Raw genomic sequence first — 25,119 nt, 5'->3', positions numbered from 1 at the left:
CGCTGGCTCACGACGGTGCGCTGCCGCGTGATCCGCGCTACCCGGGTGCGGTTGCCCCTCACACCCCGAGCGCAGCTCGACGGTTACCTGACTGGACGTCCACGTCAAGCCATAGCCGCTACTGAACAGATGGGGCGGCAACCGTCAGGGCAGCCGCCGGCGTCGAGGTGGTGTCGCGGCGGTCGGCTGCGGCGCACCCCGTCCGCCGCCGACCGCGCCGCTGTGCCTGCGTCCGAAGGTGCGCCAGGGTTTGCGGCGACGCGACTCCGGTCAGCAGCCCGTCGGCGAGGGCTTCGGCGATGCGGACGTCGATGCGCGACAGCCGCATGCGTAGCGCGTCGACGCTGACGCCGTTGGCGTCCGCGATGGGTTCGATTGAGCGGCGACCGAGCCGCACGTCGATGTAGGCCTGCTCGTCCTCAGGGTCGAGGACTCCCAGGATGACCGCACGGCGGACCAGCAGGTCCGGGTGTCCGTAGGGTGCTTTCGGGGTGCGGGGGCCGGCGGCGACGTGTTCGATGTCCTCCACCGGGCAGTAGGCGCGCTGGCGCAGCCGCAGGTCGTGGCCGGCCCGCCACGCGGCCCTGCACAGGCCCGCGTAGGGGGCGTCCGTGGCCAGGTCGACCCGGTCGCGTAACGCGGTCAGGAACCCGGTCAGGATCTCGGCGTCCACGTCCGCCGGGTCACCGTCGTAGCCCTCACACAGGCGGGCCGCGTACTGCCGCAGCGCCGGCAACGCCATGCCGACCGCGCCCACCACCCAGTGCGGTCCGTCGAGCCGTGCGCGGCGGATCACCTCCCGCCACACCTCGTCACGCGCCGTGTAGGCGCGGGGGTGGCGCAGCAGCCAGTCCCGCAAGGCGGGCAGCGGTATCACCTTTCGGGGCAGGCCCGTGTCGGTGTCGAAGGCCGCGCAGTCGAGCACCAGCGGCGGATCGGGTTCACACGTCAACGCGGCGAAGGCGGTCGCCGCCGCGTCAAGCGCGGACGTCGGCCAGCCCGTGTCGGACACGCTCATGTCAAAGCTCCTATGACAATGAGAAGGGGTTCGGTGCCGTCGCCGGTGTCGTCACGGCGAGCGGTGCCATTGATTTCGCCACGGGTGCCTCACAGTGCTCTGACAGCGGGGCTTGAACCCCGACCAACGCCGGCCAACCGCCCCTCGCGTAGAGGCCGGCGAAGGAACTGTCGTCGACAGGGCTGATTGGCCGAGGAAGTGGCATGGGTGACTTGACCTGCCCTGTGACACCCTGACAGAGGCCTGTGACCGATCGCTTCGACAGTGATGCGACGGGCATCCACCCGCGACCTGTGACAAGGCGTCGGCGACGCTCACAGCGGTCGCGTTTGCGAGCCGGTGACAGTCGCGGCCGGCTCGCGCCGCTGTCACCGCTTTCCGCTGACAGCCTCCGCTTCCCCGTCATGCGCCCTGTGACAGCCGGGAAGCTCTGTCATCGATGACACCCCCACGCCAGTGGCGGAAGCCCGTTGCGCTGGCCACGCCGATGACAGCGGCCCGGCCCTACGCCAGCCGGAGGATCCCTCACAGCGCTGGTCATCGCCATGGTCCATGGCGGTACCCAGAGCCCTCGGTCCGGCGCCATGGAATGGACCGCACCCCCGCACATCACCACTGGCAGTGACTCGATGTGACTGACAGGAACCGCCGATCAGAGTTCCTCACGGAGCAATCGTCGGCACCTGGCGAGAGCTGCGGAAGCGGAACCCTCGATGGTGGGCCCCGTGGGCTGTGTGGGCGGTTGTGAGGTCGGCAAGTGTTCGCCGGGACTCACACGGCCCGGTTTGGGGGTGTCAGCGCTTCATGGCGCGGCGCGGAGCCGACATCCATATGAGCGAGCACACGCCGCACCCGCACCACCCGGCCGAGCCTGTCGAGCCGGCCGATGCCGCACTCGTCGACCTGATCGCCGGCGATCCGCCGGTGCCGATCACGGTCTGGCGCACGGCCCGTACCAGCATCGCGACCGACACCAGCCTGCCCGCCCGTCTGGCCTACCGCCTCGTCGCCGCCTACAGCCGGCCTGGGGAGGCGGTCGTCGACCTCACCACCGACCACGCCTTGGCCGCCACCTGCGCCCGGGGTGACCGCCGGCACCACCGCGCCTGGTTCACCGACAGCTCCACCCTGATCATCGGACCCGCCACCACCGGCCTCCCCGCCGCCGACACCCACCCGCCCGCCACCTCGGGCGAGCCCGAGACCAACGACGGACAGGACCCGCCCGAGCTGGCCGAGTGGTTCGGCGACGACCTCACCGACCCCGACCTGCCCGACACCGACACGCTCCCCCATCTGCCGCAGGACGGCCTATGGGACGCGACCACCAGCCTGGTGGTCGCCTGCTGGCCGCTGCACGAGGCCGACACGCCCGCCCGGGTCCGGCTCGCCTGGCTCCTCGCGGCCTGCGCGCGGCTGCTGCGCCCGGGGGGCTGCCTCGTCCTCGTCGTCGGCGTCCCCGCCGGCGTACAGACCGCGCCGGAGGACTTCGGGCCGCTCGTGGCGGCGGCCTCCCGCGCGGGTCTCGGCTACCTGCAGCACGTCGTCGCCGTCGAGGCCGACACCGACGGGGACCAGTTCGTCTACCACGTCACCGACGAGGAACTGCTCACCCTCGCCCACGCCAATCCGGAGCGGTGGCGGGTCGCCCATCTGAGGGTGCACGCGGACCTGCTGGTGTTCACCCCGCGCCCTTCCCCGACGGCCGAGCCGGGGCGGCACCGCAGGCGCGAGGGCGGTGAGCGCCGTGCCTGAGCAGCACCCCGCCCCCGGACAGCCCCACCCGAACACGCCCCACACCCCCAGCCCCGAAGCCGAGGACTACCAGGGCACGCACCCGGCCGACCCTGAGGTCCTGTCCGTGTGGGCGACCGCCCAATCCACCGGCCCGGTGCAGCGGCGAGGCCGGTACGTGCCGGAATCGGTCAAGCACCCGGCCCGGATGCTGCCGGCGATCGCCGCCCACGCGGTACGCGCCTACACCCGGCCCGGGGACCTGGTCCTGGACCCGATGTGCGGCATCGGCACCACCCTGGTCGAGGCGGTCCACGCCGGCCGCGACGCGTTCGGCATCGAGTACGAGCCGCAGTGGTCGAACATCGCCGATGCCAACATCCGCCACGCCCACGACCAGGGCGCCACCGGACGGGCGTCGGTGATCCGCGGCGACTCCACCCGCCTGATGTCCCTCGTGCCCGCGGCGCTCACCGGGCAGGTGGCGCTCGTGGTCACCTCCCCGCCGTACGGGCCGACCGTCCACGGCCTCGTCCGCCCGGGCGCGGACGGCGTCGTCAAGCACGACGACCGGTACAACGACGGCGAGGACCGGGGCAACCTCGCCTACCGCGACCTGACCGGCCTTGCCGACGGATTCGCCCAGATCCTGGCCGGCTGCGCCACCCTGCTGCGCCCCGGCGGCGTCGTCGTGGTCACCGCCCGGCCGTGGCGCAAGCGCGGCGAGCTGGTCGACCTGCCCAGCGCCGTCATCGCCGCCGGCCTGCGCGCCGGCCTCGTCCCGATCGAACGGTGCGTCGCGCTCCTCGCCGCCGTCCGCGACGGGCACCTCGTCGCCCGCCCCAGCTTCTTCCAACTCCAGCAGGTGCGTAAGGCGAGGGCCGGTGGGGTGCCGATGCACCTCATCGCCCACGAGGACGTCCTGATCCTCGCCAAGCGGACACCGACCGACGGCGGGACCGGGGTGGTCACGTGAACGCGCCCGGCCACCGCTACCTGTCGCTGGGCGCGGGGGTGCAGAGCACCACGCTCCTGCTGCTCGCCGCCCAGGGCACGATCCCCGGGTTCGACGCGGCGATCTTCGCCGACACGTCCTGGGAACCGGCGGCGGTCTACCGCCATCTGGACCGTCTGACCGGCATCGCCCGCAGTGCCGGCGTCGAGGTCGTGCGGGTCAGCACTGGAGACATCCGAGCCGACGCCCTCGACCCGAAGCACCGCTTCGCGTCCATGCCCCTGTTCACCCTGGGGCCCAACGGTGAGCGGGGCATGGCCCGGCGGCAGTGCACGGGCGAGTACAAGATCAAACCCATCAAGGCGGAGGTGCGGCGCCGGCTCGGCTACCCGCATCCGACGCGGGTGCCGGCCGACGTGTGGGCGCAGATGGCAATCGGGATCAGCGTGGACGAGATCGGCCGGGCACGGGACTCCGACGTCGGCTACATGCGCAATGTCCATCCGCTGCTCGACCTGGGGTGGCGGCGGACCGACTGTCTCCGGTTCCTGGCCGAGCAGGGCCTCGGGGACACCCCGAAGTCGTCGTGCGTGGGCTGCCCGTTCCACGACGACAGCTTCTGGGCCGACCTGAAGGCCCACAGCCCGGCGGAGTGGGCGGCGGCGGTCGCCTTCGACCGGGCGATTCGCAACGGTTCCGCGAAGGCCAACGCCGACGGGCACCCACTACGGGGACAGTTTTTCCTGCACAGGGCCCGGGTGCCGCTCGACGAGGTGGTGCTGCGTCCGCGCCCCCGGCCGGCGGACGCGCCCGGCTGTGGGCCGTGGACCTGCCCGCACAACGCGACGACACCCGTCGCCGCAGGCCGTGGGGAGGTGGCGTGAACGTTGCACACGCCACTTCCCCACGAGTCGGCTCGGTCTGCACCGGCTACGGAGGCCTCGACCTGGCCGTCGAGCTGGTGCTCGGCGGCCGGCTCACCTGGTACGCCGAAACCGACCGACACGCCAGCGCCGTCCTCGCCCACCACTGGCCCGGCATCCCGAACCTCGGCGACATCAGCATCGTCGACTGGACCCAGGCAGACCCCGTCGACATCCTCACCGCCGGATTCCCCTGCCAGGACATCAGCAACGCCGGCAAACGCGTCGGAATCACCGGGCAGCACTCCAGCGTCTGGAACCACGTCGCCGCAGCCGTTCGCGTACTACGACCGCAGCTGCTGTTCGTGGAGAACGTCGCCGCCCTCCTGCGACGAGGACTCGACGTCGTCCACGCCGACCTGGCCGCGATCGGGTACGACACGAGCTGGACGTGCCTACGCGCATCCGACATCGGCGCAGCCCACCAACGCGACAGGCTGTTCCTGCTGGCCACCCCCACTCACCGCCGGGGAGGGGGTGCGGACGTTGCCGACACCCTGCGCCCGTGACGGCAAGGGCCCCGGCCACCAGTACGGGCTACCGGACCTGGTCGAGCCGACCGGCACCCGCCACCACCTGCTGCCGACACCGACCGCGGAGACATACGGGTCGAACAAGTCCCCCTCGCCCGGGGCGACCCGCCGGCCCAGCCTCGCCGGTATCGCCGGGCAGTTGCTGCCCACACCCACCGCAGGAGGCAGCACCGGCTCCATGAGCGGCACCAACCGTGACACCGGGCAACCGATCCTGGAACCGGCGGTCTGCGGCAACCTGCCTCAGCGTGGCAAGAAGCCAGCCCCTCCGCCACTCCTACCAACCCCGCGCGCGAGCGACACCGGCACCTCCGGCCGCCGCGCCGGTGCCGGATGGCGGCCGCCGCTGTCGCAGGTGCTGCTCCCCACCCCGAGAGCAACCGACGGCACCAAGGGCTGCCCCGGGCAACGCGGCTCACACGGGGACCTCACCCTGCCGTCGGCAGCGGCGCGAGTGCCGGCCCGGAACCTGCCCACCCCGCGCGCCTCCGACGCGCGAGGACCCGGCCGGCACGGCGACGGCGGCGCGGACCTGCGCACCACCGTCGCCGGACTGGGCCGGCCCGATGCCGACCGGTGGGGCGTCTACGCCGAAGCGGTAGCTCGGTGGGAGGTGTCGCTCGGCCGACCCGTTCCAGAGCCGACCCAACCCGGACAGCACGGCAGACCGGTCCTGGCCCCACCGTTCGTGGAATGGCTCATGGGCCTCGACCCGCAGTGGGTCACCGACCCGGCGCTCGCGTTGCCACGCACCGGCGCACTGCGGGTCCTCGGCAACGGCGTCGTCCCGCAACAAGCAGCCGCCGCGTTGCGGCTGCTGCTATGCCCACACCGGTGGGCGGTGCCGGCATGACCGATCGCACCTCGCTGGACACGTACCGGTACTCGAAGGCCGGCCCGGTCGAGCCGTATCTCGGCGACGTCCGCCAGGTGCTCGCCGCGATGCCCGATGGCAGCGTCGACGCCATCGCGACCAGCCCGCCGTTCTGATCATCGCGGGACTACGGCACCGGTGCGTGGCACGGCGGCATCCCCGCCTGCCCACACCCGCTACCTGCCGGGCAACGCCGACGGGACCCGGATCATCGGCAGGGCACGCAAGGGCCGTACCGGCGGGATCGGCGCGACCGCCCGCCGGTGCGGCACCACCGCTTCCGCGCCGGTGAGTACAGTGCCGAGGAGGTCCGGGTCGAGCCTCGGGCCGGGAGGGGCAGCTTCGTCCCGCTCGGGAACGCTCACAGCGCCGCCCATCGGAAGGAACGCAACCCGGGGGATGTGTGGCGGATTGCGACCCGCCCCTACCGTAGGTCGCACATGGCCCCTTCCGATCGGCCGGCCGCTACAGGCGATCGGCCGCCGCTATACGGACGTCGACATCAGCGCCGCGTTCCACGACGAGATACTGAACCGGCTCGCCCCGCACCTGCCCGAAGGCCTGTCGCGCGAGGAGAGCGGGTGAGCCTGCGGACGGTTACGTTCGCCGAGGTGCCGCACCCACATGCGACACCCGCCTGAGTCCGGCAAGGCGTAGCCCGACTGTCCGGGGTGGAGTGGTGGGGCGCTGTCCGGGTGGCATCCGACGTCGCGGGGCGGAGGGTAGCGCCTCGGTCCGCTTCCGTCCGCTCAAGTACCCACTATATGCGCAAAGGCCGGTTTCTTGGTCGGCCTGTCGGCGTCGATCCTCCCACCCAATGGACGTAGGGTAGTCGTAGCATTTGAGTTCCGTAACGCCGCTTGGGGGTGATGTCGCGCATGTCGCTCGGATGAGCCACCCTTTGAGGGGGCGGTTTGCGGGCGGCGGATGGTCGACCGGGCGGATCTGTGGACCGTTCGTATTGATGTGCGCCAGGTCCGTATCCTGGCCGCGATATCGACGTTGGTCTCACGATGTCGTCACGTGTGCCTCCGGGGTCTACTTCCCGCGACGAGGGTGCCCGGGCACCGCCATCGACCCGTGGGCTAGTGGGCCCTCCGCGTGGCCCCGTTGGCTGGCGGCCCGAAGTCGCCCGACCGCAGCCCTCCGACGAAAGCTGCCCACGCTCCCAGCGAAACCGTGATCACGTCACCCTCAGCCTTGCTGTCGCTGAGGTCAACAGCATCGGCGCGGGCGGTCACGATTACGCAGTTATCTTGCCGACATCGGGAGCTACGACGGGTCCAAGAGGGCTGTTTCGCGCATGCAGCACCCACATTTCCTCCATTAATGCATAATTGTGATGGGAGTTCTATCGCATGCCTACGACGACTGAGCATGATGCTGCTCGGACCCATGTATTGATCGGTGAAGGCGGAGCATGCACGCGAGTGGCACTTCGCAATCCCGCCATTCCATCGCACGGTAATCCGATAACTGCGCTCTGTGCCCACGCTGAGGATATCAGGGCGCTGGGCCGGAGACCATCAGTCGACAGGCACCCGGGACGGGAAGATCCACTCTCTGGTAGCTTGTGGGGTGCCGCCGCCCGCAATTGGCTACCCGCCGGATGCGATCGGCAATTTTCCTTACCTGATTCGCCGAACGCAAGTTGCTTGAGGAGGGTGTAGAGGTAATGACGTTTGGTCAAGGCCCAGCGACCAACCGTAGGCGCCTCCGCGTGGCACTGCGCCGCATCAGGGAGGACCACAAGCTCACGCTTGACGAGGTCCGCCGGAAGATGGAGTGGTCTCTGTCCAAACTGGTCCGGATCGAAGCCGGCGCGGTCAGTATCTCCCCGAACGACCTGAAGGCGCTGCTGCAACTGTACGGCGTCACCGACCCCGCCGAGCGGGAGAACTTGCTCGACCTGGCGCGACGATCCCGGCAACACCACTGGGCTGGTGAGTACCGGGACATCACCACCTCCTCCTACATGGAGTTCCTCGGCTACGAGGACGACGCTGTGCGGATAACCCAGTACAGCCCCATGGTCATTCCTGGACTTCTGCAAACCGAGGAATACTCCAGGGAGATCATAAGGAAGACCGCCGTGGACGACGACGATGCCACCATCAACAGACTCGTTTTACTCCGGAACGCGCGCCAGGAACGCTTCTTCGGCGACAGCCGCGACCGTCACGCAAGATTTATCATCCCGGATACGGTTCTCACCGAACTAACAGGAACCGAATCCGCCGCCCGCCAGCGCGCCCACCTCGTGAAACTGGCCGCCAATCCGCGTGTACACCTGTTCGTCCTCAAGAGCGCCGAAGCTCCCAAAAGGATACTTGGATCCCTGTCCCTGCATGAGTTCCAGTCAGAAGCGGACCCGGACGTCGTATACATCAGTGGCCTGCCGGACCTTGATGGCGCACTGGTGGAAGGCAGCCGGGTCAACAGGTATAAGTCGATCATCGACAAACTGTTGGCCCACTGCCACGACGAGGATGCCTCCGTTTCCATCCTGCGGGCCACGGACTCCTGAACCCGTTTCCGCCGAGCCGTCCATGAGCCCGATGCCGACCCCGTGACCGACGGTGGCCACGGCAGAGGCGGCAGCCCATTGTCCGGAACGCCCCGTCGAGGGGCGGCGGATTCGTGGTCGACCGACTCCCCATCACCCACTCATACGCGATGAACAACACCAATCCCCCGATCACGACCGCCCACGCGGCACGTGACACCGCGTCGCCGGCAGCCGCCACGACGAGCAACTGCACCATCGCGACCGGCGGTAGGGCCTGCGCACACCGCGCGCCGACCGCCGGCCGCAGCCTCGTCCGAATATCCTGGCCCTCTCCACGGCACCTGCGCACTTCCGTCTCGGCCCCGCCCTCCTCTGCGGCGGAACCACTTCTACCCGTCCCTGACCAGAGGAACTTCTGTGGACCTGGGCCACCTGTCCCAAGACGGCGCCCCCGCGCCTTGCACACGCCTGCCATCGTGAATGAACGCTCCTCCGCTAAAAAGCCTTCAGCAATCGGCTCAGGTAGCCCTGCACTTGGCTGCTTTTGACTCTCAACGACGCGAGCGGCACTGCGGTTACGCATCGAACCCTGGACGTAACCGCCTGTACCCAGCCGTCCAAGACGTCAGTGCACCCCCGCCGGACGGGGCATCGGCAAGGAAGAGCCGCCAGCCAATAGACAGGAATCGCCTTCACGTGTGCTGGGCCTGCCAGGGTCGGACGTCCACGGGAAGCGTCGGAGAGGGCGAGAGTGCTCTGTCGCATTGCCGGACCGGTGGCGTGCCGAGTCGTGTCAGCGGTACTGGGCAGCTCGCTCTTGACTGTACGGTGAATGCGACAGCCACCTGCAGCGCGGGCGGGAGGTCATTGGCGAGTGCGCGGTGTTCACGTCTGAGGTCGAGCGTGTCGTCGAGGTCGATCACCTCATGGTCTACCGGCTGTGCAGCGATTCATCCCGCTGCCGGCCGACGCCGCCAGAGGCAAGTGCGCCGTATTCGAGAACGTCCATTCTGTCGGGCGGCATCGTTGCGCTACGGCCCTGCCGCCGCACTGAATGCCCTTCGTGAACGCGCATCGCGATTGACCGATCGTCGCGGAGTGCAACTGATCTGGTTGCGGAACATGAGTCAGTGCATGTGGGCGCGGCGGGACACCGACTAGGGCGATCGAGCCGTAGGGTGCGACGACGTGACGGGCATTGACGCGCTCCAGATGACAGGTTCGACCGGGTTGTCCGCGTATGAGGTGGAGGTCAAGTACCGGGTCGGTGATCTCGCCGCGTTGGAGGCGGCCCTCGCCGCGCGTGGTGTCGTTCTGTCGGTGCCGGTTGTTCAGGATGATCAGGCGTATGCGCGGGTCGGTTGGGAGTACGGCCAGTCGAAGATCGATGTGCCGTTCGCCCGGCTGCGCACCGAACGGGGACGGCATCTACTGACGGTGAAGACGCCGGTGGCCAACGAGCTGTCGTGCGTCGAGCACGAGACCGAGGTGGTCGACCGGGAGCAGATGCACGCCGCGATCCAGCAGCTCGGCTTCTACCCCACGGTGCGCATCCGCAAGACCCGCCGCACGGCCATGCTCGGGCTGTTGTCGCTGTGCGTCGACGAGGTGGATGGCATCGGCGTGTTCCTGGAGATCGAACGCATCGTCGACGCCGGCGAGGCTGGTGAGGGGATCCAGGTTGAGCTGGACCGGTTCGCCGGTGAGCTGGGTGTGTCGCTCACGCGGATCACCGACACCTACGACTCGCTGATCCGGGCGGCGCACGCCGGGGTCTAGAAGAGGGTGGCGGGCTCGATCACCGGCGGTGCGGGGCGTACGTCGAGCGCGTCGACCCGCAGGTCGAGGTCGAGGGTGACGGCGGCGTGGTCGGTGAGGCGTTGTTCCCGGGGTTCCTGCAGGTAGTCGCCGCCGTGGAGGTGGTCGCGGAGTGCGGTGCCGACGTGTAGGTAGTCGAAGCGGTAGCCGTTGCCGGCGCGGCCGAACCAGCTGTGCCGCTGCACGCCGGGGGTGAGGTGGGTGTGCGCGTCGGTGAGCCCTGCGGCGGTCAGCGTGTCGAACAGGGCGTACTCGAATGGCAGCCACACGCCGGGGTACGCCGGTTGGTGGTCGCGGGCGACGACGTTGTAGTCCCCGCCGAGCACGAGGTGTGCCCGCTCGTCGACTGGTAGCTGGTCGAGGGTGTCGGCGAGGGAGGTGAGGAACGCCCGTTTGCGTTCGACCTTGGCGGGGGCGCGGTCGCTGGAGGGCACGTAGACGCCGAGGACGGTGACCGGTGGGTCGGTGTGGACGGTGGCGGCGACGGCCCGGCCGGGGATGCTGAGTCCGGCGGTGATGTCCGGGCGGGCGGTGGTGGGGATCCGGCTGATCATCGCGGTGCCCCGGTCGCCGGGCAGCGGCGGGTGGTGAACCTGGCAGCCGGCGCGGCGGAAGTGGTCGAGCAGGTGGGCGGTGCCGTCGCCGCCGCTGGTCTCGGTGAGCAGGAGGATCTGCTCGGGGCGGCCGGTGAGCCATCGCAGCAGCGCGTCGGCGCGGCGCCGGGAGGTGGCCTGGATGTTCAGCGTCAGGATCGATAGCACGGTGTCGAGTCTTCACGCCGCGGGGCGTTGGGCGAGCATGGGGGCCAGCGTGTCGAGGATGGCGGAGACGACCTGGTCCGGGTCCCGCCCTTCGCAGTCGATCTTCACCTGGTGCCAGGACTGGCGGGCGAGGAAGTCGAACGCCTGCTGGTAGAGCCGCAGCTCGCGTTCGGGTGTGCCGGTAGCCTCCAGGCGGGTCAGCCGGCGGCGCGCGGCGAGGCGGGCGGCGATGACCTGCGGGTCGTCGACGAGGTAGAGGGAGATGGCGGGTTGTAGGACGTACCGGTTGTAGCTCCAGATCTCGCGGAGGTCGACCGCGTCGACGCGTTGCAGCACCAGCGAGGACTGGACGTACCGGTCGGTGACGACGATGCCGCCGGCGTCGAGGGCGGGGATGATCTCGTCTTCGATGTGCGTGGTGCGGTCGGCGGCGATCGCGAGGGCGAGGGCTCGGCCGTGCAGGACGGCCTCGGCCTCCCGTAGGAGGTCTCCCAGGCGGGTGCGGGTGGGCTCGGTCGTCAGGTGCACGGGCTGGCCGGTGCGGTGGCGTAGCTGCTGGGCCAGGAGTCCGGCGATGGTGGTTTTGCCGACGCCGTTGGGTCCCTCGACCGCGATCAGCATGGCGGTTCAGGCTCCGGTGGGTGCGGTCGGGATCAGCGGGAGCCGGATCGCCTCGGGTGGGCACTGCTCGGTGTCCGGCGCGCCGATGCGCTGCCCGGCGGCGATCACCGCGGCGGGGCAGCCCTTGCCGCAGGAGGCGTTGACCGCGCACGCCCCGCAGGTCGGGTTGGCCCCGACCTGGTATCGGTCGTGGAAGCGGTACCGGTCGAGGGCGTCGGCGATCTCCCCGTCGAGGATGTTGCCGATCAGGAACTCGCGGTCGGCGTGCCGGGACTGGGGTGTGCGGGCGGCGAAGACGAGGTAGGGGCAGACGGCGGTGTCGCCGTCGGCGAAGACGTAGATCAGGGTGCCGGCGTCGCAGCCGGACAACGGCAGGGTGTCGTTGGGGAACCGGATCGGCACCAGCTCGACGCGGTCGGCCAGGGCGGCGGTGGCGGCGGCGATCGCCCGCATCGTCTCCTCGGGCGCGGCGAGCCGGCCGTGGGACCTCACGCCCCGGCCGAAGCTCGACAGCGGGTTCATCAGCACGTACGGCGCGCCGAGGTCGGCGGCGAACGCGCACAGCTCGGTGAACTCCTGCGGGCGGGTGAGCACGTTCGGCGTGGACAGGATCCCGTGCAGCAGGCCCGCGTCGGCGAACCGTCGCGTGGTCTGCCGGGTGACGGCGAAGGAGTCGCGGCTGCCCCGGAACCGGCCGTGCGAGGCGGGTCGGAAACCGTCGAAGCTGACGTTGACCCGCACGTTGCCCAGCTCGGCGAGGGCGGTGATCTGTTCGTCGCTGGTCAGGGTGGCGTTCGTGCAGATCTTGACGGGTAGGTCCATCCGCGCCGCCGCGGCGCAGATCTCCAGTAGGTGGGGGTGCGCGAACGGCTCGCCGCCGGTCAACGTCAACCGGGTCACCCGGGCCCGCCGCAGCCGGGGCAGCACGGTGTCGACCATGTCGTCGAGCGTGATGTCGGCGCCGACGTGGGTGGAGGACACGAAGCAGTGGGCGCAGTGCAGATTGCACCGCTGCGTGATCTGCACCAGAGCCTTACGTTCGCCGTCGTCGACCGAGGTCCGGAAATAGCAGGAGCTGGCGTGGGTCTCAACGACCAACCGCTTACTCATGAACCCTCCCAGCAGCCGACCGCTCGCAGGAGGCGTCGGAACCGCCTCGCGGGACTTCCCCGTCCAGTAACCCGGCATCTACTCGTGTCGACCACCCTCGACGCCGATATCCGACACGGCCACATGTCCGGTCGTACCGTCGTGGCCACGATCCCGATCCGCCGCGCCACCAAGATCGAGTCAGCCATGGTCACCGGCGGGAACGACGAGCTCGGGGGCGGCCCACTCTTCCCGGCTCGCCCGAGCCGGATGGAATCGGTGTCGATTCCTCATGTCGACAATGGTCGACACCCCGCCGCAGACCAACACTGAGTTCCGGCGTCGCCGTTCAGCCGCGACGCCACGACCCGTCGGGTCCGGTGCTGGCCAGCCGCTGCCAGAGCCGGCCGGGTCCCCGCCGGCGGTGCAACCGCTGGCGCATCTCATCTGCGACTCAGGGAGGCAGGGTGCGACTCGACGCGTCGGCGGCAGGCCCGCCGGTGGCTGGCCTGCCCGCCCGCCTCGTGCGGGTGTGCGTGGCGCTGGCCGCCGGGGTGGCGGCGGCCGGCCTGGGGGCGGCGACATGGGTGCTCGCGCTGTCGCCGGGTCCTGTTCCCCCGACGGCCGGCGTGGCGCTGGTGTGCGCGGCCGCGGCCAGCACGGCGGCCACCGCAGGCGCGGCCGTGTGCGTTCATCGACTCGCCCGAACGCACGCCTCCACCATGGCGGGCGCCTCGCCTCCTGCCGCCGGGCAGCCGGTGGCCGGTCAGCAGGTGGAGGTGTACGTCGGCCTCGCCCGTCGGCTGCAGGGCCTGGTGCACCGGGAGATCCAGCTGCTGGATGTCCTGGAGGCGCAGGTCGAGGACCCCGACCTGCTCAAGGGCCTGTTCCAGGTCGACCACCTCGCGACCCGCATCCGCCGCTACGCGGAGAACCTCGCCGTGGTCGGAGGGGCGGTGCCCCGGCGGCAGTGGAGCCGGCCGCTGCCGCTGGTCGAGGTACTCCGCTCGGCGATCGCCGAGGTGGAGCAGTACGCGCGGGTGCGGGTCGTGCCACCGGTCGAGGGAACCCTGCAAGGCCACGCCGGCGCCGACGTGGTGCACCTGCTGGCCGAGCTGATCGAGAACGCGACCACGTTCGCGCCCCCGCACACCGAGGTGACGGTGCGGGCCCGGCGGGTCGCCGTCGGCGTGGCGGTCGAGGTGGACGACCGCGGCCTGGGCATGCCGCACACGGAGCAGGACCGGGTGAACGCCCTGCTGGCCGACCCCCACCGGGTGGAGGTCGGCGACCTGCTGCGCGACGGCCGTATCGGGGCGTGGGTGGTCTCGGCGCTGGCCCGCCGCCACGGCATCACCACCAAGGTGCAGAACAACGTCTACGGCGGGGTGCAGGCCGTGGTGATCCTCCCGGCGACCCTGCTCGGGGACCAGCAGACCGACCCTCCGCCCGCCACGGACGCGGCCCTCGCACCCACCCGGGGCGGACCTACACCTGCCGGCGGTAACCCGCCGGCAGGTGTCGCGCCCGCGCCAACCGGTCCGCGGCGCCCCGCGCCCGCACCGCCACCGGCGGGGACACACAGCCGGCACCGCGACGTGCCACCACCGGCCGGCGACGGCACCTGCGGGCAGACCGGCGGGGCGCGGCCCGCGCTGCCGCGCCGTACCCGCCAGGCACACCTGGCGGCGCCGCTCCGTCAGGCCCGCCCGACGACGGCGAACCAGCCCTCCGGGGACCACTCCCCCACCCTGATGGCCGACTTCCTGCGCGGCGCCGCCTGCGCCGCGGCGCCCACCCCGGGCGCGGGCGACGCCCACCGACCTGTGTGACAAGGAGCCTGTCCGTGACGACCACGAAGCCGTCCTCCCCGGAACTGGCCTGGCTGCTGGCCGGCCTGGTGCAGCGGGTGCCGCACACCCGCAGCGCGTTGCTGCTGTCCTCCGACGGGCTGCCCCGGGCCGCCCACGGCCTCGCCGACGACGGCGCGGACCACCTGGCGGCGATCGCCTCCGGGCTGTTCTCCCTGACCCGCAGCGCCGGGGAGATGTTCGACGCGGGCGGCGGCGTGCGGCAGGTGGTGGCCGAACTCGACGCCACGCTGCTGTTCGTCACCGCCGCCGGCGACGGCGCCGTGCTGGCGGTGCTGGCCGACCGGCAGGCCGATGTCAGCGTCCTCGGCTACGAGATGTCCCAGATGGTCAAGAGCGTCCGCCCGTACCTGGCGACACCCGTGCGCGGCGTCGTCGCGTCCGCCGTCGCGCCGTGATGTCCGACGCGCATCAGGAGACGTGGGTCGACGACGCGGCGGGACGCCTGGTGCGCCCATACACCGTCAGCGCGGGACGGACACGGCCCACCACGGCGATGGACCTGCTGTCGTGGGTCGTCGCCACCGGCGTACGTCCGAGGGCGCGGCTGGAACCGGACCACGACGTGGCGCTGCGGCTGTGTGGGGCGGCGACCACAGTCGCGGAGATCGCCGCCCGGATGAGGCTGCCGGCGGCGGTCACGAAGGTCGTCCTGTCGGACCTGGTGGCCGTCGGCGCGGTCCGCACCCGCCCACCCAGCCCGGCCGCCGACCCGACCGACCGATCGATCCTGGAGAGGCTCCTTGCCGGCCTACAGCAACGACTCTGACCGGACACCGCACGCCCTCAAGATCCTCATCGCGGGTGGGTTCGGGGTCGGGAAGACCACCTTCATCACCGCCACCAGCGAGATCCCGCCGCTGTGCACCGAGGAGCTGATCACCGCCGCCAGCGTCGGCACCGGCGACCTCGCCGGGGTGGAGACGAAGACGACCACCACGGTGGCCCTGGACTTCGGCCGCATCACCATCGACCCCGACACCGTGCTCTACCTGTTCGGCACGCCCGGGCAGGACCGGTTCTGGTTCCTGTGGGACGAACTGTGCCACGGCGCGCTCGGCGCGGTGGTCCTGGTCGACACCCGCCGCCTGCCGGACTGCTTCGCCGCCGTGGACTTCTTCGAGTCCCGCCGCACCCGGTTCCTGGTCGCCGTCAACGAGTTCGACGGCGCCTACCGGCACGACCCCGCAGAGGTCCGTGCCGCCCTGGGCCTGCGCCCCGAGGTGCCGGTCGTGACATGCGACGCCCGCCATCCCCGGTCCGCGACCGCCGTCCTGGTGACGCTGGTGCGCACTCTGCTCACCCCACAGCCCTCCACAGCCACCAGCCCTCATCTCACCCCGGCAGGCAGCCCGACATGACCAACGACGGTTTCGTACCCGCACCCCTCACCCCGCCCGACCCGCAGGCGCCGCAGCGAATCCAACGCCTGCGCGCGCTCGGGCTCGGCCAGCCGGAGCGGGAGTTCGACGACTTCGCCCGCAACCTCGCCGACATCACCGGCACGCCCTGGGCGATGGTGAACTTCCTCGACGACGGCGGCCAGTTCTTCGCCGGCCTCTACACCGGCAGCACCACCCAACCCGGGGTGTCGACACCGGTCAGCGCCCGGGAGCCGGGCCGGTGGATGCCCCGGGACCAGGGTTTCTGCCCGCACGTCGTCCATCGGCGCCGCGCGCTGGTCCTCGACGACGTCTGCGCCTACCCGCGGTTCGCCGGCAACCCCGTCGTCGACCAGCTCGGCATCCGCACCTACATGGGCGCCCCGCTGATCGACGACACCGGCGTCACCCTGGGCACCGTCTGCGTCGTCGGCCCCGAGCCCCGCAGCTGGGGCCAGGAAGGGCTCACCACCATCAAGACGTGGGCCGCCAACCTGGCCGCCCGGATCAACCAGCGACAACCCGGCAGGTAGTCAGGCGCGGCTCCCGGCCCACCTGCGGACGCCGGCGAACCTCGCCGCCACCGGTCGACAACCCACCCCCAACCCGCACTGCGACCCCCGACCGGCGGGGGTGCCCGTGGGCGACTCCCGAGGAGAGCGGCAGATGGTCGACGGCTACCCCCTCACCCCCCGCCACACCCGCCTGCGGGACACGGTCCGCGCGTTCGCCGAGGCCGAGGTCCGACCCCGCATCACCGAGCTGGAGGCGGACCGGAACGTGGCGCGGGACCTGTCCCGGCAGATCGCCCGCCAAGGATGGCTCGGCGTCACGATCGACCCCACCCATGGAGGACTCGGGCTGGGCCACCTCGCCAAGACGATCATCATCGAGGAACTGTCCCGGGTCTCGGCCGCCATGGGCGCCATGCTCCAAGCGTCCCACCTCGGCACCGCGAAGATCATCCACTTCGGCGACGACACACAGAAGCGGACCTGGCTGCCCGCCATCGCCGCCGGCGCCTGCCTGCCGACCATCGCCGTCACCGAACCCGGCTCCGGCAGCCACGTCCTCGGCATCACCACCACCGCCGTACGCGACGGCGACGACTACCTCATCACCGGCACCAAGACCTTCGTCGGCAACAGCCACATCGGCGACCTGCACGGCGTCGTCGCCCGCACCCGGCCCGGCACCCGCGGACTGTCCGCCTTCCTGATCGAAGCCGACCGGCCCGGCGTACGGCTCACCCCGCACCAGCCCAGCATGGGACTGCACGGCTTCAGCTTCGGCGAGATCACCTTCGACAACTGCCGCGTCCCGGCGGCCAACCGGCTCGGCGCCGAAGGCGACGGCCTCGACGTCGCCTACTCCTCCAGCGTCCTGTACGGCAGACCCAACCTCGCCGCCGTCGCCCTCGGCATCCACCAGGCCGTCCTCGACACCACCACCGCCTACGCCACCAGCCAGCACCGCTACGGCAAACCCCTGGCCGACCTGCCCACGGTGAAACAGCGCATCGGCGCCATCCAGTCCCGGCTGATGGGCGCCCGCCTGGCCGCCTACCACGCCGTACACCTGCTCGACAGCGGGCGACCCTGCGACGCGGAACTCGTCAACGCCAAACTGATCAACGCCGAACACGCGATCGACTCCGCCCGCACCGCGATGGAGATCCACGCCGCGCACGGCCTCCACCCCGCCCAGTCACCCATCGAGCGCTACCTCCGCGACGCCCTGCACATCGTCGCCCCCGCCGGCACCTCGGACATCCAACTCCTCCGACTGGCCGAACACGCCCTCGGCACCACGAAACAACCCTGGTCAACCCGGTTCCGCTCCTCCGCCGCCCGGCCGAACCGACAACGCGGCGCGGTGACGCCGGCACCGCGGGCAGAAACGAGCGGAGCGGGTTCCCCCGCGTGCTGACCTCCCGCACCCTCGCCAGCGACCAGCCCACCCTCACCTCCCGCACCGGCCCAGACGCACTGACCGACGCTTCGATGCGACGTCCCGTCACCGCCGCCCGGGTCGGCGGCAGGGCCACCGTCCACCCCGCGGGGCAACGCCGCGCATCGGCCAACGGTGGAAACGCTCATCCGGATCCTCGACAACCCGGCGGCCTGCCGCCCCGAAGGCGGGGCGTCGACCCGGCCGCGCCAGGGCTGCGCGGTCCACGCACGCCATCACCCGGGTCGCACCGCAGGAAGGCAGGAAAGTGAGGGACTCACGACCGGTCGAGAAGCTGCCACCCTTGCGGGACTACCAGCAGGAGGCCGTCGAAGCGATCGTGAAGGGCCAGGCCGATGGCGGTCGTGGCCAGTTCCGGGCCGCCTGCGGCAGCGGCAAGTCCCTCGTCGCGGTGCACGCCGCCGCCCGGCTCTGCCCGACCGGGCTGGTGGTCGTGGCCTGCCCGTCGCTGCCCCTGCTCGCGCAGACCCTGACGGTGTGGGCCGCCGCCGGCATGGCGGCGCAGGTACTCGCGGTGTGCAGCGACGACACCGTCGCCGACACCGCGGCGCGCACGACGGACCTCCGCTGTCCGGTCACCACCCGGCCGGACGAGATCGCCGACTGGGTCCGACGGACCCCTACCGGCCGGATGCGGCTCATCCTGGTCACCCACGCCTCCATCGCTGTGGTCGGCGAAGGGCTGCACGCCGCGGACACCACCGCCAGCCTGTTCGTCATCGACGAGGCGCACCACACCGCCGGATGGCCCGGCAAACACGTCGCCCTCGCGCACCGCGACGAACACCTGCCGGCCCGCCGGCGGCTGTACATGACCGCCACACCACGAATCCTCAGCAGGCGACGCCGCGCAGGCGGTGAGGACGTGTTGTCGATGGACGACGTGGACGTGTTCGGCCCGGTCCACTACAGCTACCCGTTCGCGAGCGCGATCGCCGACGGCTGGCTCGACGACTACCGCATCGTGGTCATCGGCGTCGCCTCCACGGACGCGCTGTCGACCCTGCGCCGCCTCGACCCCCACGCCGTCGCCCATGCCGGCGCGGCACCGCTGCGCACCGCGGTGGTGCAGACCGCGCTCGCCCGCGCCGCCGCCGAGTTCGGCCTTCGCCGCGTGCTGGTGTTCACCCCACGGGTGGCCCAGTCCCAGGAGTTCACCCGCACCCTGCCGGCCACCCTGGCCGCGCTGCCCGAGCAGGACCGTCCCAAGGGCCGCCTCACGGTCGGGCACGTCGACGGCACCCAGACCATGGCCCAGCGGCAGATCCATCTGGCCAACCTCGCCCACCCGCCCGAGGACGGCTGGACGGTGATCTCCAACTCGCGGTGCCTGGGCGAGGGTGTCGATGTGCCCGCCGTCGACGCCGTGGTCTTCACCGCCCCGAAGGAGTCCGAGCCCGACGTCATCCAGGCCGTCGGCCGGGCACTGCGCCGCAACCCCGCCGGGTCCGGCATCGCCACCATCCTCCTGCCGGTCCTGCTACCCGACGACCCAGCCGAGACCGCCCGCGATCTCACCGCGGACCTGACCGAATGGACCACGCTCCTGCAGGTGCTGCGCGCGCTGCGCGCCCACGACAACGGCCTGGCCGCCGACCTCGACACCCAACGGACCAGGGTGTCCACGGGCGCCGCGACGCTGCCGCCGCGGCTGCTGGTCCGTCTCCCCGACGGTCACGACTGCGAGGACCTGCTGCGGGCACTCACCGTGCGGGTGCTGGAGGAAACCACCTCGGAGTGGATCGTCGGGTACGCCGCCCTGCGGGCGTTCCACGCCGACCACGGACACCTGCGGGTGCCCGTTGGACACGTACGCCACGGCGTGCGCCTGGAACGCTGGGTCGCGCGGCAACGCGCCGAGTACGAGGCACGCCGGCTCCCCCAGGACCGGGTCCAGCACCTCAACGACATCGGCTTCGACTGGACACCCATGACGCGGGCCTGGCAGCGGGGCATCGCCGCCGCCACCGCGTTCCGCACCGAACACGGCCACCTCGACGTGCCCACCGGCCATATCATCGACGGACTCGACCTCGCCCTGTGGCTAGGACAACAACGCGGCTACCACCGCAAGAACACCCTTCCCGACAGCCGGGTCGCCGCCCTCACCGCCCTCGGGATCGACTGGACCGTCAAACGCCCCTCCTACCACGACGGCTTCACGGCCCTGCAGCACTTCCACGCCACCCACGGCCACATCCAGGTCCCGTACGGCACGACCGTCAACGGCGTCAACCTCTACGACTGGCTCGCCGCCCGACGCACCGACCACCGACTCGGACGCCTTGACGACGACCGCATCCGTAGCCTGGAAAGACTCGGCATGCAATGGTCGATCCGAACCGCCGCCTGGGAACGCAACCTGGCCACCGCCACCGCGTTCTTCCAGCGCGAAGGACACCTGCACCCGCGCAGAGGCCACCGCGAAGGCGGCATCGACCTCTCCCGGTGGATCCACGCCCAGCGCATCGCGCGACGCGACGGCAAACTCCCCCAGGACCGCATCGCCGCGCTCGACGTGATCGGGATGCGCTGGGAGATCGCCAGCGGCTGGACCGGAGTGCACCAGGTCACCGCGAGCCGGAATGGCCGCACCAGCGGCGACAGCGACCCCGCCCAACCCAGCCCCGTGCCCCGCGATCCGAGCGGGTCGGCTGCGCGGCTGGGGCCCGGCGTCTCGCCCCGAACCGCAGGACAGCGGCACCAGTCCTCACCACCATCCACCACGTCTGAAGGGACCCGCTGATGACGCGCCTGGGGATCGCGACCTACAACTACGAGGCGGGCGGCTACCGCGACGGCACCTTCGACATGCGGCCCCTGCGACAGACGTTCGCCGCCCTCGACGTCCCGCCCGCGATCATCCTGTTCTGTGAAGCCAAGTACTACCGGCGACACCAGCACGAAGGGCTACGCCTGGCCGAGAGAGCCCTCACCGAGGCCCTCCATACCCCCTACACCGGGCTCCTCGGCGTCAGCCAGCACGGGCCCATCCCACCTGCCATCTTCTACAACGCCAGCTTCGTGACCCACCTGGTCTGGCCCGGCGACGACCCGCACGATCCCGACGTCTTCGCCGACAAACGCAACGTCGGCCGGTTCCGGGTCAACACCACCGGCGCCGAGTTCGGCGCCTGGGTCGCCCACTTCACCTCCCACAGCGGTGCCGCCCGTTTGGAAGAGGCGAAACTGATCGACCGCTACGGCAACGACCCGCTCCCGTTCATCGGCGGCGGCGACCTCAACTCCACCGCCAGCGGCCCGCATCTCCCCCAACGAAACTGGCAGGCCGCGAACCACCACACCCGCACCCACAAAGGCAAACGGATCGACGACGGCACCCCCGACGGGCACTGGGAAGCCGACACCGACGCCCTCGACCACCTCATCGGCCGATGGGACCCCACCACCAACCGCCGACTCGACGGCGCCGGCTACCACGCCGCCGCCGAACTAGCCTGGCTCGCCAACCCCGACTTCGCCATCGCGCCCACCATCATCGACAAGCCCGGTGAAGGCGGCCCCGACCTCATCGACTACCTCCTGGTCAACAACGCCATGCGCCCACACGTCATCCCCAGCAGCTACCACGTCCACATCCCCGACGGGCCACCCTTCCCGTCAGACCACCACCTCGTAACCGCCACCATCGACCTGTAACGGCACCGGCAACCCTTCGAGCTGGACCCGAAGCCCTGCATCGCCTTCGCTATCCCATGGAGGACTGCGACCACACGAGTCGTGTCAGGCTTCCAACGCACTGGCACCGCATGTGGTCCACACGACGAGGCTCCAGCCGCCCGAACCGGTCGGCGAAAGATCCGAGCAATCCGGGTAGCACGTGCTTCCGCCCGGCAACGGCTACGCTATAGCACGCGATGGCCGCCGCAGAACCAGACGTCGTGCCCACAACACGCAGACAACACACGGCGGCCATCTCGCGCCCCCCAGTGTTTCGGTCCGACCCTGCAGCCCCCTCGCCTTGCTCAAGGGAGTGCCCGTGCCCAACTATCTGCAGTCGCTCATGACCCCGCTGGTCACGATCCACGCGGACGCTATGTGCAGCGACGAATCGGGCCCCGGGCAGGGAGGCTGGGCGGCCGTATTGCGATATGGAGATCGCACCCGTGAGATATATGGAGTGGAGTCGGGCCTGCCCATCGGCGACCTACATATCCTAGCGGTGGTAAACGGACTAGAGGCGTTGACTCGGCCAGTCCAGGTATGCGTACACTCGCCGGGTGCCTGCCAGGCGATCGAGGAACCGCCGACGGCGACCCCCGAGCTGCTTAGCAGACTCGCTGAACAGCACGAACGCCACGACGTGGCATGGATTCCGGACGCCGCGCCATCAAACCACAGCGATCACGACCGAGCCCGCCAGTTGGCACGGCGAGACAAGAGGGTCACAGCGGATCAGATCAAGCCTCTGCTTCGGCACACTATCGAGGAGGCGCTGGACAATTTTCTCGCCGAGCAGCGAAAGTTTCTTTCTGAGGACACCTTGGAGAACTACGAGTCCGTCCTCGGCTTCTTTCGATACAGCTTGAACGAGTACGGCCAGATGGACCTTTTCGAAGAGGACGAAAAGCGCCTCTTCGAGGATAATTATGCCCGCCCCGGCGGCAAGACCTTCTGTCAGATTTTCGGGCCAGAAAGGATCCCGGGCGCTATGGGTATTTTTCTCAGCTTCTACTCTACTCGAAAGTGCATTATGCCTCAGGGGAATCTGAATGCGGCCGGACCCGCCGCACGCAGGCTCGCGAACTGGCTGGGCATTCAGAGCTATGGTATCCCGGCAGTGGACGTACGGCGAATGCTGGAGGACGCCGAAGAATTCGCGTCTGCCCAGAGATTCCGAAGGAAGTGGAACGATCTCTGCGAGGCCGGCCTTGAGTTCGACGAACCGGAAGTCGAGGAAAATTTCGCCGGTTCATTACGCATCGGGGCCGTCGAACCCGGCGTGATCCACTTCGAGGAGCGTTACGAGGACCGCGAACAGGAAGATCTCAGTTCCGCCCTTAGCCTGAGTGTCAGTGTTCCCCGGGAGATTAGCGACCTGGCAAGACCTGGTTGGGGAATCTACCTAGAGGCGATCTTGGTCGAAGACAGGTGGCTTGCATCGGAGATCGGCAATATTCATCTAGACGGCGGCTGAGTGGCTGAGGTCCAACCCGGTCGATCACCCGCGACAAGCCACTATGGACGCATAGTCGGCGTCGATCCACGCCTGGGGTGAGCCAGACACGACCCCGGGTGAAGTACTTCGATTTCGGTTAGGGCCATGCGGGAATGGATGCCCCATTTCGAGCAGGTCGGCCATTTCGCCACACGGACTGGAACGTGAAACCGTCGGTACTGATTCGAACGCGAAGCAAGCGTCCAGTCAGGCGGACAGGGTCACTCCGATTGGCAGGCCAGTCTGTTCAGGATCGCCGCGCCGTAGCTGGTCACGTCACCGGTGCCCATCGTCAGCACCAGGTCGCCGCGCCCGGCCATCCGCCCGATCACCCGGGCGGCGTGGTCGGGCCCGAGGGGCAGGCAGTAGGTGCCGTCGCGGAGTCGGGTCATGATGGCGGTAGGGTCCACCCCCGGCCGGGCCTGCGGCGCGGTGTCATGTACGTCGAGCAGCAGGACGTAGTCGGCGTTGTCCGCCAGTGCCCGCCCGATCCGCTCCCCGAAGGCGAGGACGCGGGCGTGTCCGGAGGGCTGGAACACCACGAACACCCGGCCTCGGGTCAGGGTGCGTGCGGCTTGCAGGTCGGCGGTGATCTCGTGCGGATGGGCGGCGTAGGAGTCGACCACCGTCACCCCGGCCCGGGTGTCGACGTGTTCGAACCTGCGGCGTACCCCGGCGAACGTGCACAACGCTCCGCTCACCTCGGCGGGGTCGAGTCCGAGGGTGACCGCGCAGGCCATGGCCGCCGCCGCGTTGGCCAGGTGATGTCCCGCCGGGGTCGACAGGGTCAGCCGGACCTGCGTGCCATCCGGCATCCGTACCGTGGCCGACGCGCTCCACCCCTCTGCGTGCATGTCGAGGAGCCGGACGTCCGCCGTCCGGTCCCGGCCGAAGCGCAGCACCGTCAGGTCGGGTCGCTCGGCGGCGATGACGTGAGCGGCCACCGTCGAGCCCACACAGTCGGCGTTGACGACCAGGAAGCCGTTCACAGCGGTCCGGCAGCCGAACGTGACGTAGGCGCGCAGCAGATCAGCGTGGCTGGAGAAGTGCTCCGGGTGGCTGGTCACGTTGGTGATGACCGCGGTCGACGGGGTCAGGAAGTGGAACGACAGGTCCGACCCGTCGGCCTCGGCGACCAGCAGCTTCGATCGGCCGAGCTGCGCTCCGGAGCCCGGGCCGGTCAGGTCGGCGCCGATCAGGTAGGTCGGGTCCTGCCCGCAGGTCCGCAGGATGTGAGCCAGAGCGCCGGCGGTGGTGGACTTGCCGTGCGACCCGGCCACCGCTACCAGCTGCCGCCCAGCGGCCAGCCTGTCGAGGACCTGCGCCGGGTGCACCACCGGGATGCCGGCGGCACGCGCCGCACGAACCTGCGGCATGTTGCGTGCGCTCGCCGGGCAGACCATGCAGCTCGTGCCCTCGACATGCGCCACGTCATGGTCCGGGTACACCCGTACACCGGCCGTCCGCAGCCCTTCGAGGATGGCCGAGTCGCGTACGTCGCTGCCGCTGACCTGGTGGCCCGACTCGGCCAGCAGCCGGGCCAGGCCGGACATGACCGGCCCGCCCACGCCCACGATGTGCGGGCGGGCCAGATCTATCGGACCGGTGTGGACCGCCCCGATGCTCGGGTTGCCAGGGATCGTGTCGGTCATGGTGCCGTGTCTCCTTCGACAAGCCGACGGGCCGGTGACACGAACGGAGGTGCGAGGAGCCGCCATCCGTCCGCTCCTTGCGTGGCCGAGATGGCGTCGGGTCGCCATCTCGGCCACGCGGGTCCAATCGATCCGCGTCGTCGATCCGCTGGCCTCACCGACACAGCCGCCCTTGGCCGCCGGTGCGCCATCCCGCCTGCCGTCGCGGTACTGACTGCCCCGGCGCCCA

23 protein-coding genes are annotated in these 25,119 nt (G+C 70.3%); 18 read left to right on the top strand and 5 right to left on the bottom strand.

Annotation, left to right across the window (positions count from 1 at the left end; all coding sequences use genetic code 11):
- Nucleotides 1-118: 118 nt before the first annotated feature.
- On the bottom strand, nt 119-1,018 hold the full coding sequence (locus O7633_RS23075; protein ID WP_282323917.1) for a hypothetical protein: 900 nt from the start codon (nt 1,016-1,018) through the stop codon (nt 119-121).
- 831 nt (nt 1,019-1,849) lie between these two features.
- Between O7633_RS23075 and O7633_RS23070 the strand changes: the two genes are divergently transcribed.
- The 8 genes from O7633_RS23070 to cyaB all read left to right on the top strand — a co-directional run bounded on the left by O7633_RS23070 (nt 1,850) and on the right by cyaB (nt 10,325).
- Complete coding sequence (locus tag O7633_RS23070; protein ID WP_282323916.1) at nt 1,850-2,773, top strand: hypothetical protein; 924 nt, start codon at nt 1,850-1,852, stop codon at nt 2,771-2,773.
- Nucleotides 2,757-3,728 carry a DNA methyltransferase gene (locus O7633_RS23065; RefSeq protein ID WP_282323915.1) on the top strand — a complete coding sequence of 324 codons (972 nt, stop codon included), beginning with the start codon at nt 2,757-2,759 and terminating at the stop codon, nt 3,726-3,728. The genes O7633_RS23070 and O7633_RS23065 overlap by 17 nt, the downstream gene beginning before the upstream one ends.
- Complete coding sequence (locus O7633_RS23060; RefSeq protein ID WP_282323914.1) at nt 3,725-4,591, top strand: hypothetical protein; 867 nt, start codon at nt 3,725-3,727, stop codon at nt 4,589-4,591. The genes O7633_RS23065 and O7633_RS23060 overlap by 4 nt, the downstream gene beginning before the upstream one ends.
- On the top strand, nt 4,588-5,139 hold the full coding sequence (locus tag O7633_RS23055) for a DNA cytosine methyltransferase (RefSeq protein WP_282323913.1): 552 nt from the start codon (nt 4,588-4,590) through the stop codon (nt 5,137-5,139). The genes O7633_RS23060 and O7633_RS23055 overlap by 4 nt, the downstream gene beginning before the upstream one ends.
- Nucleotides 5,117-6,016 carry a hypothetical protein gene (locus tag O7633_RS23050; protein WP_282323912.1) on the top strand — a complete coding sequence of 300 codons (900 nt, stop codon included), beginning with the start codon at nt 5,117-5,119 and terminating at the stop codon, nt 6,014-6,016. Before O7633_RS23055 ends, O7633_RS23050 begins: the two co-directional genes overlap by 23 nt.
- Nucleotides 6,013-6,153, top strand: coding sequence for a hypothetical protein (locus tag O7633_RS23045; RefSeq protein ID WP_282323911.1), 141 nt, complete (start codon nt 6,013-6,015; stop codon nt 6,151-6,153). The genes O7633_RS23050 and O7633_RS23045 overlap by 4 nt, the downstream gene beginning before the upstream one ends.
- A gap of 1,604 nt (nt 6,154-7,757) precedes the next feature.
- Nucleotides 7,758-8,564, top strand: a complete 807-nt coding sequence (locus O7633_RS23040) for a helix-turn-helix transcriptional regulator (RefSeq protein ID WP_282323910.1) — start codon at nt 7,758-7,760, stop codon at nt 8,562-8,564.
- 1,170 nt (nt 8,565-9,734) lie between these two features.
- On the top strand, nt 9,735-10,325 hold the full coding sequence (cyaB, locus tag O7633_RS23035; protein ID WP_282323909.1) for a class IV adenylate cyclase: 591 nt from the start codon (nt 9,735-9,737) through the stop codon (nt 10,323-10,325).
- Here cyaB and O7633_RS23030 read toward each other — a convergent pair.
- The 3 genes from O7633_RS23030 to O7633_RS23020 are packed head-to-tail and all read right to left on the bottom strand — an operon-like array spanning nt 10,322 to nt 12,856.
- Nucleotides 10,322-11,125 carry an endonuclease/exonuclease/phosphatase family protein gene (locus O7633_RS23030; RefSeq protein WP_282323908.1) on the bottom strand — a complete coding sequence of 268 codons (804 nt, stop codon included), beginning with the start codon at nt 11,123-11,125 and terminating at the stop codon, nt 10,322-10,324. The two genes, cyaB and O7633_RS23030, sit on opposite strands and share 4 nt — an antisense overlap.
- Nucleotides 11,126-11,137: 12 nt before the next feature.
- A complete protein-coding gene (gene tmk / locus O7633_RS23025) occupies nt 11,138-11,746 on the bottom strand; it encodes a dTMP kinase (RefSeq protein WP_282323907.1) in 609 nt (202 codons plus the stop codon).
- Between the two features lie 6 nt (nt 11,747-11,752).
- Nucleotides 11,753-12,856, bottom strand: a complete 1,104-nt coding sequence (locus tag O7633_RS23020; RefSeq protein WP_282323906.1) for a radical SAM protein — start codon at nt 12,854-12,856, stop codon at nt 11,753-11,755.
- Between the two features lie 84 nt (nt 12,857-12,940).
- On the opposite strand from O7633_RS23020, the gene O7633_RS23015 reads away from it, so the two are divergent.
- The 10 genes from O7633_RS23015 (at nt 12,941) to O7633_RS22970 (ending at nt 23,217) form a co-directional block, all read left to right on the top strand.
- Nucleotides 12,941-13,168 carry a hypothetical protein gene (locus tag O7633_RS23015; protein WP_282323905.1) on the top strand — a complete coding sequence of 76 codons (228 nt, stop codon included), beginning with the start codon at nt 12,941-12,943 and terminating at the stop codon, nt 13,166-13,168.
- A gap of 134 nt (nt 13,169-13,302) precedes the next feature.
- Complete coding sequence (locus O7633_RS23010) at nt 13,303-14,667, top strand: ATP-binding protein (protein WP_282323904.1); 1,365 nt, start codon at nt 13,303-13,305, stop codon at nt 14,665-14,667.
- A gap of 14 nt (nt 14,668-14,681) precedes the next feature.
- Nucleotides 14,682-15,104 (top strand): roadblock/LC7 domain-containing protein, encoded by a 423-nt coding sequence (locus tag O7633_RS23005; RefSeq protein WP_282323903.1) that lies wholly within the window; start codon nt 14,682-14,684, stop codon nt 15,102-15,104.
- Nucleotides 15,104-15,475, top strand: a complete 372-nt coding sequence (locus O7633_RS23000) for a DUF742 domain-containing protein (protein ID WP_282323902.1) — start codon at nt 15,104-15,106, stop codon at nt 15,473-15,475. The genes O7633_RS23005 and O7633_RS23000 overlap by 1 nt, the downstream gene beginning before the upstream one ends.
- Nucleotides 15,450-16,067, top strand: a complete 618-nt coding sequence (locus O7633_RS22995; RefSeq protein WP_282323901.1) for an ATP/GTP-binding protein — start codon at nt 15,450-15,452, stop codon at nt 16,065-16,067. The genes O7633_RS23000 and O7633_RS22995 overlap by 26 nt, the downstream gene beginning before the upstream one ends.
- Nucleotides 16,064-16,621, top strand: a complete 558-nt coding sequence (locus O7633_RS22990; RefSeq protein ID WP_282323900.1) for a GAF domain-containing protein — start codon at nt 16,064-16,066, stop codon at nt 16,619-16,621. The genes O7633_RS22995 and O7633_RS22990 overlap by 4 nt, the downstream gene beginning before the upstream one ends.
- Nucleotides 16,622-16,754: 133 nt before the next feature.
- Nucleotides 16,755-18,017, top strand: coding sequence for an acyl-CoA dehydrogenase family protein (locus O7633_RS22985; RefSeq protein ID WP_282323899.1), 1,263 nt, complete (start codon nt 16,755-16,757; stop codon nt 18,015-18,017).
- A 289-nt stretch (nt 18,018-18,306) separates the two neighbouring features.
- Complete coding sequence (locus O7633_RS22980) at nt 18,307-20,805, top strand: DEAD/DEAH box helicase (RefSeq protein WP_282323898.1); 2,499 nt, start codon at nt 18,307-18,309, stop codon at nt 20,803-20,805.
- On the top strand, nt 20,805-21,719 hold the full coding sequence (locus O7633_RS22975; protein WP_282323897.1) for an endonuclease/exonuclease/phosphatase family protein: 915 nt from the start codon (nt 20,805-20,807) through the stop codon (nt 21,717-21,719). Before O7633_RS22980 ends, O7633_RS22975 begins: the two co-directional genes overlap by 1 nt.
- A 340-nt stretch (nt 21,720-22,059) precedes the next feature.
- Entirely contained in the window at nt 22,060-23,217 is a 1,158-nt protein-coding gene (locus O7633_RS22970; RefSeq protein WP_282323896.1) for a hypothetical protein, read from the top strand.
- Nucleotides 23,218-23,459: 242 nt separating this feature from the next.
- Here O7633_RS22970 and O7633_RS22965 read toward each other — a convergent pair whose 3' ends face one another.
- Complete coding sequence (locus tag O7633_RS22965; RefSeq protein WP_282323895.1) at nt 23,460-24,890, bottom strand: Mur ligase domain-containing protein; 1,431 nt, start codon at nt 24,888-24,890, stop codon at nt 23,460-23,462.
- Between the last annotated feature and the right edge of the window lie 229 nt (nt 24,891-25,119).

The organism is Micromonospora sp. WMMD712 (genome assembly GCF_029581295.1).
In the GTDB taxonomy this organism is placed as follows: Bacteria; Actinomycetota; Actinomycetes; order Mycobacteriales; family Micromonosporaceae; genus Micromonospora; species Micromonospora carbonacea.
The sequence above is the reverse complement of the archived record's forward strand: the minus strand, read 5'-3'. Positions and strand labels throughout refer to the sequence as shown.